We start from the raw sequence: 12,925 nt of genomic DNA, 5'->3' as shown, positions 1-12,925 counted from the left end.
ATTTTGATTTCTCTGGGTCTGTTGGATTGTTTACTGCTTCTAATGCTGATCCACATGTTATTGGTGCATTGTCTCCATCAAATCCGTATTCGCTTAACATTTCTCTGATTTCCATTTCAACTAATTCGATTAGTTCTGGATCATCTACCATGTCTGCTTTATTTAAGAATACTACTATATACTGTACTCCTACTCTTGATGCTAGTAGTATATGTTCTCTTGTCTGTGGCATTGGACCATCTGCTGCTGATACAACTAGAATTGCTCCATCCATCTGTGCTGCTCCTGTTATCATGTTCTTTACATAGTCTGCGTGTCCTGGGCAGTCAACGTGTGCGTAGTGTCTGTTTTCTGTTTCATACTCTACGTGTGATGTATTGATTGTGATTCCTCTTTCTTTTTCCTCTGGTGCTTTGTCTATTTCATCATATTTTGATGCCTGTGCAAAGCCCTTCTGTGCAAGCACCATTGTGATTGCTGCTGTTAATGTTGTCTTGCCGTGGTCTACGTGTCCTATTGTTCCTATATTTACGTGCGGTTTTGTTCTTTCGAATTTAGCCTTTGACATTTTTTATTTCCTCCTCCATGTATAAAGAATAATCCTATAATCTTTTAATAAACTCATCCACGTGTGTTGTATAAAAAATAAAAAACCTGGAGCCCACGATCAGAATCGAACTGACGACCTCCACCTTACCAAGGTGACGCTCTACCGACTGAGCCACGTGGGCACAATTGAATTCTTCACAGATTTTTTCTAATCTATCACAACTAGATATTAATTTTACTCTTTTTATGCTGTATTGTCAATACACTTGACTATTTTTTTAGAAAACTTTTTTCTAGTTTTCGCTTTACTCTTTGCAATGCATTATCTACAGATTTAGGATCTCTATTTAGATCACAAGCTATCTCTTGATAAGACTTTCCATCAAGATAATAATTGAAAACCTCTTGTTCTAATTGTGATAAAACAGTGGATATTTTTTCTTCAATATCTTCCACTGACTCTTTACTTACAATTAGCTCCTCAGGATCTGTAACTTTGAAACTGCTGAGAACATCTATGAGAGTACGGTCGGATTCCTCATCATAAAGCGGCTTATTCAAAGAAACATAGGTATTCAGTGGCAAATGTTTTTGTCTTGTAGCCGTTTTCACAGCGGTAATCATCTGCCTTGTAATGCACAGCTCAGCAAAGGCCTTGAAAGATGATAATTTGTTGTCTTTAAAGTCCCTAATTGCTTTATAAAGACCAATCATGCCTTCCTGACATATATCTTCCTTGTCACCGCCTATTATAAATAAAGTTTTTGCCTTTATTTTTATAAACGGCTCATATTTTTCAATAAGATAGTTCTGTGCCTCCTTATCCTGTGTTCTAGCCAACATAGCTACCTCTTCATCTGTCATTGTTTCATACACCACACCATTGTTTGTATTCTCAACCATACGTTTCTAATACCTCCGGCCATAATACTTTCCTAGAAATTAATCATCCTGTTTTCTTATGCTATCAAGCTTTTCAAATACTTCTCTGTCTATCCTATCCTCTATAAGATTTCTGCTACTAACAGCGCTAGAACTTATTTTATTGCTGATTTTTTTGCATATTCTACTTACCTCTTGGTAAAATTCCATTGCTGATATCCTCATAGCACCTCTCTGAAATACAAGTTGCTGTTCCAACAAGTCAGATGTCACCACCATAACATCATATTTCCTTCCCACCTTATTTACATGTCTCTCAATGTAACTGTCGGCAGTTTCTCCCATCTTTGTGTATACCACTGTGATATTGCCTAAACGCTCCTTTTTCTCTAATGAACCTTTCACTAAGTGAGCATCAAATACCAATACAACCCTATCCCCCCCGTAAGAAGCATAATTTTGTAAAATCTCTACTAGTTTTTCTCTAGATCCTTCAAAATTGTGTTCCTTAATCATGTTGAGATTTGGCCAGGAATTAATTACATTGTAACCATCCACATATATTAATTTCACTATTTTTTTACTAACCTTTGCTTAAGAACTTCATACATCATTATTCCACCTGCAATGGATGCGTTTAATGAATTAATTTTCCCTACCATAGGTATTTTTACAAGACAATCACACTTTTCCTTTACACTCTTAGATATACCTTTCCCTTCACTACCTATAACCAATGCCACTGGTCCGTGAAAATTTGTTTCATAACAAAATTCCCTCCCATGCATATCTGCACCATAAACCCATATGCCCTTGTGTTTCAGGTCCTCAATACAACTATTTAGATTTGTAACCTTGGCTATTTTTACGTACTCAAGGGCTCCTACTGAAGTTTTATAGACAGTTGGGGTAACCCCTACATTTCTTCTCTTAGGTATAATTATACCATGAACTCCACAGACCTCTGCAGTCCTTATAATAGCACCCATATTGTGTGGGTCCTCTAGCTCATCTAATATTACAATAAAAGGAGCTTCATTTTTTTCCTCTGCACATTTAAGTATATCATCAACCTGACAGTAATTGTAAGGAGTAGTGACCGCAATAACCCCCTGGTGCGCCTTTGTATCAGACATAATATCTAATTTTTTTCTATCTACTTCTTTGATTACTATACCATTTTCCTTTGCAAGTTTAATTATATTTGTTATGGATCCACTAATATTTCCTCTTACAATATACAAAGCTTCTATGTTTTTCCCATTTTTTAATAATTCTGTTACTGCATTTCGTCCCTCTACAATATTTTGATTAATATTGTCATCCGCTTTATAATTCATTGATTCCATACCCTTTCTAAATTTAATTATACACAATTCATAGCCTATTTTACCACATAATTTAATAATTCGTTAATTCTATTTTTTCTTCCTGTAATATATAGGTAGCCAATCAATGCCTCAAACCCTGTAGCCATTCTATAATCTGTAATATCAGCATTCTTGGGACTTGTATATGATTTTGCATTTCTACCTCTTTTAAACACCGCCATCTCGTCTTCTGTAAGGTACTCCATGATGCTTTTCATAAATTCGCATTGCGCCTTTGCCTTAACGTATTCCGTAGCCTTTACATGCAATTTATGAGCATTCATTTCTTTAAATTTAGTAATAAGATAATTGCGTATTATAATTTCGTATACCGCATCTCCAACATATGCAAAGGCTAGGGCGCTAACGCCCAAAGCCTCTTTATCTGTAATTGTGTTGTCAAATAAATCCATATCATTCCCTACCTTTTCAAAGCCTTGCTAACTAGGATTCATTAACTATTGTATAGATTCTATTACTCTTCCAAAAATCATCCTACCAGCTGCTGTTTGCAATGCAGATGTAACCTCAATTTTTACATTCTGACCCATATATTTTCGTCCACCTTCCACAACAATCATAGTACCATCATCTAGATAGGCAACTCCTTGTCCTGGTTCTTTTCCATCCTTAACTAATTGAACAACCATTTCCTCACCTGGAAGCAAGATAGGCTTTATAGAGTTTGCAAGTTCATTTATGTTGAGAACCTCCACCCCCTGAAATTGAGCTACCTTGTTCAAGTTAAAATCATTTGTCAATACCTTTCCATTCAATTCCTGAGCTAGTTTTAATAGTTTGCTATCAACTTCTTTTATATCAGGGAAATCAGTGTCACTTATCTCCACAGGAACGTTGAGGTCATTTTGTATGCTATTCAATACATCAAGTCCTCTTCTTCCCCTCACTCTCTTTAAATCATCCGAAGAGTCAGCTATGTGCCTAAGTTCCTCCAATACAAACTGCGGGATAACTAGAGTACCCTCTACAAAACCAGTTTTGCATATATCCAGGATTCTTCCATCGATGATAACAGACGTATCTAGAACCTTTGCAGTGGCTCTACCCTTGGATTTTTTTTCTTTACTGCCGCTACTTTTCTTGAATCCACTTATAAAACCATTTATATCTTCTTTTTTCTTTATAGCTACATCTACACATACTATCATTATTATAACGGTTATTATGCTAGTTATCACCGTCCATATTATAGAATCAATATTTAGCTGACTTAAAAATAGAGTGGAAATCAATAATCCTATAATTGCACCTAGTGTTCCAAATATAATTTCGTTTATAGGCCTCTTCTGAATAGCATGTTCTACTTGTTCTATGCCGTTCATTGTCCATTTTGCCAATATAGGTGATACCATGAACATAAGAAGTGAAAATAATAATATTATAATAGATATATATATTGCTTTGTATATTTCGTTTCCCACTATGTATTGAATATACGTAAGTCGATTAACATAACTTAATTCTAATACCTCTTTTGCCACTATATAGCCTATGGCTGATCCTGCCAGTGTAAAAAGAACTCTTAAGATTTTTTTTATCAAATTATACGCCTCCCTTTGAATTATTCACATAATATATTCATATTATTCTTTATACCAATATATATTATTATGTACCTCAATGCAATATTTTTTAATTATTATTCATTGCCCCCTATTATTTATGATGTTAATACATTATCATCATATTTATAATACATACTAGAGGAGTTGATTTCATGAAAGATATGATTCTGGATAAATATCAAAACCAGGTTAATGATTGTCTTATAAGACATAAAAGTATTCTAGACGTTTTGTCTAAACTTACGGAATCAGAAGCAAAATTGAATAGGGCTGTATGCAAATCTGTAACCTCCTGTGGTTGTATAGAGATAAAGGCATCTAAACAGATTTATAATAGCAATGCTTCTGACATAGATATCTTAACTAAGACCATTTCCAATCACCTTACAGGTGACCTATGTCCAAAATGTAGAGAAGTTATTGAAAACGAACTATGCAACAACATTTTTTATTTAACATGTTTATGTAATTTACTAGACATGAATTTGTATGATGTTTTAATAAAAGAAAGTGACAAACTCTCTACCTTAGGCAAATACACATTGAGGTAATCTTTTTAACAAAGGGGTGTTTAACATTATTTATTAAATAAGCATCCCTTTAAAGTTACCTATCAATGAGATATTGATTTCTAAGTCTCTTTAAACCTTGCTTTATGGCCCTAGCCCTAGCTTCCCCAATGCCATCTACCTTGTCTAATTGTTCATGAGTAGCTTCAAGAATATTTTTCAACTCCTTGAATTCTAACACCAAATTATCGACTACACTGCTTGGAAGCCTTGGTATTTTACCAAGCATTCTGTACCCCCTTGGGGATATAAGTGTGTCTACCAGTGGTACTCCAAGATAGCCCATAGTTTTGCTTATATAGTCTATCTCTATTACTTCATCTGACGTAAGCTTTTGCAGATTAATATATATTTCCTCTTCTTTGCAATTTTCTTTGCAATAATCACGTATTAAATATATTTCCTCTTCCTCAACATCCTTTATTAACTCGCTTAATTGCATAGATATTAAACGACCTTCATTTCCAAGTTCACATATATACCTTTCTATCTCCTCAACGATTCTCATAACCATCTCTATTCTTTGTATGCACGTTAAAACATCAAACAAAGACACTAGATCCTGAAATTCAAGAAGATTAAGATTTAACATAAGTCTGTCTAAAACAGATATGTACTTTTCTAGAGTTTGAATTGCCTGGTTTGCCTTAGCTAAAATCACACTACTATCCTTGAGTATGTACTTCATAGCTCCTTTGTAAACAGTTATTATATTTCTCCTCTGAGATATGGCTATGACTATTGCCCCCGTTTGCTTTGCCAATCTATCTGCTGTCCTATGCCTCGTACCAGTTTCCCCTGTGGAAATAGACTGCTCTGGCATAAGTTGAGTATTAGCGTACAAAATTTTTTTAACATCCTCCGTAAGAACTATAGCGCCGTCCATTTTAGCCAATTCGTATACGTACGCCGGAGTGTATTCAGCACTTATATTGAACCCACCATCCACGGTTTTTAGTATTTCCTCTTTATCTCCAATTACTATAAGACCCCCAGTCTTTGCCCTTAAGATGTTTTCTAGACCCTCTCTTAGCAACGTACCTGGAGCCATAAGTTTTAGTATGTTCATTAACTCCCTGTCTTTATTAATCCTCACAATATTCACCCTTTACTAAAAAACTTTATTTATACACTGTCTAATGTCACTGACGTATTGTACATTTATTTCTTTTCTGCTACTCTTCAATAATTCAGATATATTTTTTTCGTTATTCGCTGGCACAATAAAATTCTTGAAGCCTAATTTTATGCCCTCACCGACTAATTTATCTGCAAAGGCTACAGATCTTATTTCACCTGTCAATCCTATCTCTCCTATAATCAAAAGATTTTCCAAAGAAAGAGCCTTGCTCTTTATGCTAGACACTATGGCCATTGCTATACCGAGATCCGCATATGTTCCGTCTAAATTAAGTCCCCCTACCACATTTACATATACATCATTGCAATAAAAGGGCAACTTTAACTTCTTTTCCAAAACTGCCAATATAAGATTCAACCTAGAAATGTCTATACCTATTACAGTTCTCCTAGGTATAGGAGCCCTGGTCTCAGTCACTAGGGCTTGTATTTCAACTAACACAGGTCTAGTTCCCTCAACTATACCAACCACACTAGAGCCCTCTACCTTTCGACTGGAGTTTTCAAGAAAAGTAATGGAAGGATTGGTAACTTCAATTAGACCCGCTCCCTTCATCTCAAAAACACCAATTTCACTTGTGGTTCCGAATCTATTCTTTATAGTTCGCAATATCCTGTATTCTTGGGTTCTTTCGCCTTCAAAATGCAATACTGTATCCACCATGTGCTCCAATACCCTTGGACCCGCCAATTCCCCTTGTTTAGTAACGTGGGCAACTATAAACAAAGGAATAGCCATAGTTTTACCTATTCTTATGATGAAGTTAGAACATTCCCTTACCTGAGATACAGAACCAGGGGCCGAACTCATGCCTTCCTTATACATAGTCTGTATAGAATCGATGATGACGAACTTGGGATTGAGATTTTTAATGTGGGCCTCAATATTGTCTACATTTGTCTCAGCCACAATATACAGCTCTTTATTATTTATTCCAAGCCTTTCCGCCCGCATCTTTATTTGCTCTTCCGACTCCTCACCAGATACATATAGGACCAATCCCTCCGACCCACTTATATTCCCTGCACACTGTAGTAGTAGGGTAGATTTCCCTATGCCAGGATCTCCTGATATCAATGTAACTGATCCTCTGACCAATCCTCCACCTAAAACTCTGTTGACTTCATTAATTTTTGTATCGATTCTCTCGTATTTTCCTGATTTTATTTCTGAAATACTTCTAGGAGAGCTTTCTGTATTTTTAATTAATGTGGCTCTTGTATCAGATTTTCGTTCAATTTCTTCTACGAATGTATTCCATTTATTACATTGTGGGCACTTCCCCAACCATTTAGAGGTTTCATATCCACAATCCTGACACACAAAAACACTTTTAATTTTGCCCATATAAATTTTCTCCTATTCTATATACAAATCTCTATATACAAAGTAAATTATAATCTTTATTCGCAATAAATACTATTAATATCGTATAGATTTCATCTAATGTTAAAACTTTCTTTTATTTTTAATCTTAAGATATATTTTGAACTAGAACTTTGTTCTCTTTAAAATCCATTATGATACTATCTCCATCTTTTATTTTACCACAAAGAATGTCCTCTGATAGCTTATCTTCAATTACATTTGTTACAATTCTTCTTAAAGGCCTAGCCCCAAACTCTTGACTCTCCCCTTTTTCTATGAGATATTGTTTAATTTCTGGTGTAAAGCTCACGGTTATATTCCTACTCTCAAGTCTGTTACACAGCTTTTGTAAGAGAAACTCCATGATTTTAAGCAACTCTTCTCGATTAAGTCTATTGAATATAATGGTGTCATCTATTCTATTGAGAAACTCTGGCTTGAAGGTCCTTCTAAGCTCTACATTTACATTGTCTTTTAAAGTATCGTATGCCCTTTTTTCTTCAGATTTTTCAGATGAGAATCCTATAAGTGTCTGTTTTTTAAAATACCCAGCGCCAAGATTTGAGGTCAATATTATTATAGTATTTTTAAAATCTACTTTTTTACCCTTGCTATCTGTGAGAACTCCATCCTCAAGTATCTGCAATAAAATATTAAAAACATCTTCATGGGCCTTTTCAATCTCATCGAAAAGAACCACGGAGTATGGCTTTCTTCTAACCTTCTCCGTCAACTGACCACCTTCATCATACCCTACATATCCTGGTGGGGCCCCTATAAGTTTAGATACTGTGTGTTTATCCATGTACTCAGACATATCTATTTTTATTATATTGTTTTCATCCCCAAACATAGCTTCTGCCAGAGCCTTGCACAACTCAGTTTTTCCAACCCCCGTAGGACCACAAAATATAAAAGTACCTATTGGCCTGCCTGGATCCCTTAACCCAACTCTAGCACGCCTTACAGCCTTGCAAATTACGGTTATAGCCCTCTCCTGACCTATAACTCTTTTGTGAATCTGTTCCTCCATATTAAGCAATTTTTCTGATTCCTTTTCAGTTATCTTTTGCACAGGTATGTTTACTAATTCAGATAATATTTTTGCAATTTTGTCCGAATCCACCACCATTTTGCAAGGTCTGTGTGTCCTATTATATTTGTCCTTCATCTCCTGCAATTTATCCTTCAGTTTTAATTCCATATTTCTAGAATGAGCTGCTTTCTCGAAGTCTTGGTACTCTATAGCCGATATTTTCTCACACTGAGCAACTGCTATAGATTTTTGCAATTCATCCATTTCAGGAACATTACAGTAATTGTCGATTCTAACCCTTGCACTGGCCTCATCTATCAAGTCTATGGCCTTATCTGGAAGAAATCTATTGGCAACATACCTCTTAGATAGCTTTACAGCACTTTCAATTGCTTCATCGGTTATCCTTACACCATGATGACTTTCATATTTATTTCTTATACCTTTAATAATCTCAATGGACTCCTCCTCTGAAGGTTCCTCCACCATAACTGGTTGAAATCTTCTTTCCAAAGCAGCATCCTTTTCAACGTGTTTTCTATACTCATCTATAGTAGTGGCACCTATACACTGAATTCCGCCTCTAGCCAAGGAAGGCTTTAGAATGTTGGCAGCATCGATGGCTCCTTCAGCACCTCCAGCTCCGATCATGGTGTGGATTTCATCTATAAATAAGATAACATCCCTTGACTTCTCCACCTCATCAATAACCTTCTTCAACCTGTCTTCAAACTCACCTCTGTATTTTGAACCCGCAACTAGGGAACTTATATCTAAATTTACTATTCTCTTATCACATAAATTCTTGGGAACCTTTCCCTCCACTATCTTTTGTGCTAAACCCTCTACAATGGCAGTCTTTCCCACACCAGGCTCACCTATAAGACAAGGATTATTTTTTATTCGCCTACATAATATCTCTAAAAGCCTTTCTGTTTCTCTATCCCTGCCAATAACAGGGTCTAAACACTTTGAACAGGCTTCCTCTGTCAAGTCTTTCCCAAACTTATCTAACATAGGAGTTTTATAATCCTGCTTTTTCCTCATAATATAATTATCGGGTTTTCCACTGCCTTGCATAGTATTCAAGATACTTTTTTTTATACTTTCAATGTTCATGCCCATATCCTCTAGTAAACTTACTGCCACACTATGTTCTTCCTTTAAAAGAGCCAAAGCTATATGATCTGGGCTTACGTAATCAGCTTTCAGTGATACCGCTTCATCATAGCAGTTTTCCAGTATGCGCTTACTTCTAGGAGTTAATAAAATTTCTTCTCCTTTGTAAAGCCTCTCTCCAAAACCTGTTGCTTTTATAATAGAACTCTCAACTTTATCAGCATCTACATTGTTTTCATTTAAAATATAAAATAAGTGGTTTTCATTGTCTTTTAGTAGGCCTAATAAAAGGTGCTCTGTGCCTACATACTCATGCCTTAAAATTTGTGCCGACTCCTTTGCATACAATATGACTTTTTGAGATTTATCTGTAAACTTACTGCTCATGTTAGTTACCTCCTAAAATTGCCAATTATATTGTAATTCTGCCCAAGAAAAATATTTTTAAGCACATACTCTTAAATTATTGTGATATAATTACAAACATAATAGGTGGTGATAATTTGAATAAAACTGTTATGTTAGTAGAAGATGAATTTAGAATGAGAATCCTACTTAGGGATTACTTCAAAAAAGAACAATTTGAAGTTATAGAAGCTGAAGACGGTGAAAAAGCCCTGAACCTGTTTCTTCACTCTCAGCCTGACGTGATTATAATGGATATAATGATGCCAAAGCTTGATGGTTTTAGTCTTTGCAGAGCTATACGTGAGAAATCTACAGTTCCTATAATAATACTTACAGCAAAGTCACAGGAAGAAGATAAGTTATTAGGATATGAGCTAGGTGCTGACGAATATGTTACAAAACCCTTCAGTCCTAAAGTACTTATAGCTAGAACCATAGCACTTTTAAAGAGAGCTAATGGAACCTTAGGATCAGAAAACAGCATCTCAGTGGGCTCATTAAAAATCAACATTCCATCAAGGGAAGTGTCTATAAAAGAAGACCTAATTCAATTATCCACAAAAGAATTTAATCTTCTTCTGTATATGGTAAAAAACAAAAACATTGTATTGACAAGAGATATGCTGCTAGACAATGTCTGGGGGTATGATTATGAAGGTGATTACAGGACGGTGGACACAAGCATAAAAAGACTTAGGGAAAAGTTGGGGGCATGTTCACAATATATACACACAATACGGGGGTTAGGTTATAAATTCTATGTTGAGTAAGATAAAAAAAAATATATCCCTTAAACTTTTCTTTATAATCACAGGATTGTTTTTTATCATCATCACTATAATACTTCTTGGACAAAGCTATTTTTTTGAAAGCTTCTACTATAATTCAAAAATGACATCATTGAAAAATAATGTTCTTAAATTTAAAAACGATATTGACATAAAGGGAAGCGTGGCCCATATACCTTATGACAACATTTATAAATTTGAGGATGAAAACAATGCCATATTTGCTGTTTTAGATTCTAATTTTCGTTATACTTATCTCCATAAACCCATCCAAAACAGTGGTGATTCAAACATTAAAAAAGATGCATATGATGATGATCTTATTAATATGGCAATTAACAATTGGAAGCAATTTGGCGAGTCCTATTTTGATGTGGTGAAAAATAAGGAAACTGTAACCTTTGAATTTCAACACCCTGTACTGCAGACAAATAACCTTGTGGTGGTATCGCCCTTAGTAATCAAAAATAAAATCAGCAATATAATATTTGTCATATCCACTTTGCAACCGGTCAACGAAGCATCAAATGTAATGAAGCAATATTACGTGTATATATACATTTTTGTTATAGTTTTAATTGTGGTTTTTTCATTATTTTTCTCGAGAACTGTGACAAAATCCCTTATTGCCATTAACAAAACAGCAGTAAAAATGGCTTCCCTAGATTTCACTGAGAAGTGTCATGTAAATAGTAATGATGAACTGGGCACTCTAGCAAATAGCCTTAATTTTCTTAGTGATAATTTAAATACTGCCCTGTCCAATCTAACCGTAGCCAATGAGGATTTAAAAAAAGAAATGGAAAAAGAACTTGCGCTTGAAGAGATGAGAAAAGATTTTATCTCCTCTGCTTCCCACGAATTGAAAACTCCTATAAGTCTTATAGAAGGATATGCCGAGGGTCTTAGAGACAATATAGCCGATGAAACTAGTAGAAAATTTTATCTTGATGTTATCATTGACGAAGCTAAAAATATGAATAAACTGGTAATGGATATGCTTCAATCTTGTGAAATGGATTATGGTGACTTCCAACTGCCACAAGGATCCTTCTGTATCTATGAGCTTTTATACAATACAACAAAAAGTTTTTCTGATGCATACACTAATAAGCAATTTATCTTAAATTCTTATGTATCCCCTGAGCTAATGGTAGTTGGCAATGAACATAATATAGAAATTGTATTGAGAAATGTGCTATCTAATGCTGTAAACTATTCAAAAGAGATGTCCCATATTTATATTCGCCTGTATTCTAAGTTCAATTCTAGCGATGATATAGTCATAGAAATAGAAAATGAAGACTCTAATATACCTGATGAGGACATTAATCTTGTATGGGATAAGTTCTATAGAGCCGAAAAATCTAGAAATAAATATTCTGGTGGTACTGGACTGGGGTTAAATATCGTTAGCTCCATCTTGACGAAACACAAAAGCCAATTCAATATTTGCAACACAGATATTGGTGTTAAATTTCATTTTACACTAAAGAAAGAATGACCACATCTATATGGCCATTCTTTCTTTATAAATCAATACTGTTTAATAGCTTGTATGCAGTACTTTCCATTATTGGATTGTCCTCGAGATTGTATGTAAAAATCTGAACTCTGAAGCATACTACATATCATACCGCTTTCGCTGGCGGAACCATTGTCAATGGTTATCTTTAATTTATCTTCTTTTGTCACTATTCTCATATAATCGTCTATGATGCTGTAATCACTAGCATCAATCCTACCTGCAATATCAAGTGAATACTCCGACATACTACATATCTGTCACCAAAACCCTCTAAGAGGCTTTCACCTTGCACACCTGTAATTCTCTTAGATGTTTGGCAACACGCTCCTTTCTTATTTTCATATTTTCTTTTTCCTATTTAGTATGATAGTAGTATCTCTCATTTAATGATTATTATTCCTTTTTTTGCTGAAAAAAATTTCCAAACTTTAAAAGGAACTTATTCCTACTAAAGTTTGGAAACTGTATTTAAAATAAATGGCTCCGCGAAAAGGATTCGAACCTTCAACCTATCGGTTAACAGCCGAGTGCTCCACCATTGAGCTATCGCGGAATATGACCTGGCAACGTCTTACTCTCCC

13 protein-coding genes and 2 tRNA genes are annotated in these 12,925 nt (G+C 35.0%); 3 read left to right on the top strand and 12 right to left on the bottom strand.

Features of this window, described 5'->3' with window-relative positions; genetic code table 11:
• The 7 genes from BUA73_RS13360 to BUA73_RS13330 form a co-directional block, all read right to left on the bottom strand.
• The coding region (locus tag BUA73_RS13360; RefSeq protein WP_143147018.1) for a GTP-binding protein at positions 1-568 on the bottom strand (568 nt) is incomplete at its 3' end.
• Positions 569-655: 87 nt separating this feature from the next.
• Positions 656-731 (bottom strand) — tRNA-Thr (locus BUA73_RS13355).
• Positions 732-819: 88 nt separating this feature from the next.
• Positions 820-1,452 (bottom strand): RNA polymerase sporulation sigma factor SigH, encoded by a 633-nt coding sequence (gene sigH, locus BUA73_RS13350; protein ID WP_072904602.1) that lies wholly within the window; start codon positions 1,450-1,452, stop codon positions 820-822.
• 39 nt (positions 1,453-1,491) lie between these two features.
• Complete coding sequence (locus BUA73_RS13345; RefSeq protein ID WP_072904601.1) at positions 1,492-2,004, bottom strand: NYN domain-containing protein; 513 nt, start codon at positions 2,002-2,004, stop codon at positions 1,492-1,494.
• The gene (rlmB, locus tag BUA73_RS13340) at positions 2,004-2,771 is read right to left on the bottom strand and encodes a 23S rRNA (guanosine(2251)-2'-O)-methyltransferase RlmB (protein WP_072904600.1); all 768 of its coding nucleotides are present in this window, start codon (positions 2,769-2,771) and stop codon (positions 2,004-2,006) included. Before rlmB ends, BUA73_RS13345 begins: the two co-directional genes overlap by 1 nt.
• A gap of 44 nt (positions 2,772-2,815) precedes the next feature.
• Complete coding sequence (locus BUA73_RS13335; RefSeq protein WP_072904599.1) at positions 2,816-3,214, bottom strand: Mini-ribonuclease 3; 399 nt, start codon at positions 3,212-3,214, stop codon at positions 2,816-2,818.
• Positions 3,215-3,259: 45 nt separating this feature from the next.
• Positions 3,260-4,363, bottom strand: a complete 1,104-nt coding sequence (locus BUA73_RS13330) for a PIN/TRAM domain-containing protein (RefSeq protein WP_072904598.1) — start codon at positions 4,361-4,363, stop codon at positions 3,260-3,262.
• Positions 4,364-4,539: 176 nt separating this feature from the next.
• On the opposite strand from BUA73_RS13330, the gene BUA73_RS13325 reads away from it, so the two are divergent.
• Positions 4,540-4,938, top strand: coding sequence for a nucleoside triphosphate pyrophosphohydrolase family protein (locus BUA73_RS13325; protein WP_072904597.1), 399 nt, complete (start codon positions 4,540-4,542; stop codon positions 4,936-4,938).
• A 55-nt stretch (positions 4,939-4,993) separates the two neighbouring features.
• Here BUA73_RS13325 and disA read toward each other — a convergent pair whose 3' ends face one another.
• The 3 genes from disA to BUA73_RS13310 form a co-directional block, all read right to left on the bottom strand.
• Positions 4,994-6,052 carry a DNA integrity scanning diadenylate cyclase DisA gene (disA, locus tag BUA73_RS13320; RefSeq protein WP_072904596.1) on the bottom strand — a complete coding sequence of 353 codons (1,059 nt, stop codon included), beginning with the start codon at positions 6,050-6,052 and terminating at the stop codon, positions 4,994-4,996.
• A 15-nt stretch (positions 6,053-6,067) separates the two neighbouring features.
• Complete coding sequence (radA, locus tag BUA73_RS13315; protein WP_072904595.1) at positions 6,068-7,444, bottom strand: DNA repair protein RadA; 1,377 nt, start codon at positions 7,442-7,444, stop codon at positions 6,068-6,070.
• Between the two features lie 127 nt (positions 7,445-7,571).
• Entirely contained in the window at positions 7,572-10,007 is a 2,436-nt protein-coding gene (locus BUA73_RS13310; RefSeq protein WP_072904594.1) for an ATP-dependent Clp protease ATP-binding subunit, read from the bottom strand.
• Between the two features lie 116 nt (positions 10,008-10,123).
• Between BUA73_RS13310 and BUA73_RS13305 the strand changes: the two genes are divergently transcribed.
• Together BUA73_RS13305 and BUA73_RS13300 are read left to right on the top strand one after the other, a co-directional pair.
• Positions 10,124-10,798 (top strand): response regulator transcription factor, encoded by a 675-nt coding sequence (locus tag BUA73_RS13305; protein ID WP_072904593.1) that lies wholly within the window; start codon positions 10,124-10,126, stop codon positions 10,796-10,798.
• On the top strand, positions 10,788-12,320 hold the full coding sequence (locus BUA73_RS13300) for a sensor histidine kinase (protein ID WP_072904592.1): 1,533 nt from the start codon (positions 10,788-10,790) through the stop codon (positions 12,318-12,320). Before BUA73_RS13305 ends, BUA73_RS13300 begins: the two co-directional genes overlap by 11 nt.
• A gap of 32 nt (positions 12,321-12,352) precedes the next feature.
• Here the strand turns inward: BUA73_RS13300 and BUA73_RS13295 are convergent, their stop codons facing one another.
• Together BUA73_RS13295 and BUA73_RS13290 are read right to left on the bottom strand one after the other, a co-directional pair.
• Positions 12,353-12,589: a hypothetical protein gene (locus BUA73_RS13295; RefSeq protein WP_072904591.1), complete on the bottom strand. Its 237-nt coding sequence runs from the start codon at positions 12,587-12,589 to the stop codon at positions 12,353-12,355.
• Positions 12,590-12,822: 233 nt separating this feature from the next.
• Positions 12,823-12,897 (bottom strand) — tRNA-Asn (locus tag BUA73_RS13290).
• Positions 12,898-12,925: the final 28 nt, after the last annotated feature.

The sequence above is a fragment of the Hathewaya proteolytica DSM 3090 genome, from assembly GCF_900142225.1.
Lineage (GTDB): Bacteria > Bacillota > Clostridia > Clostridiales > Clostridiaceae > Hathewaya > Hathewaya proteolytica.
This window is presented reverse-complemented; position numbering and strand designations above follow the sequence as displayed.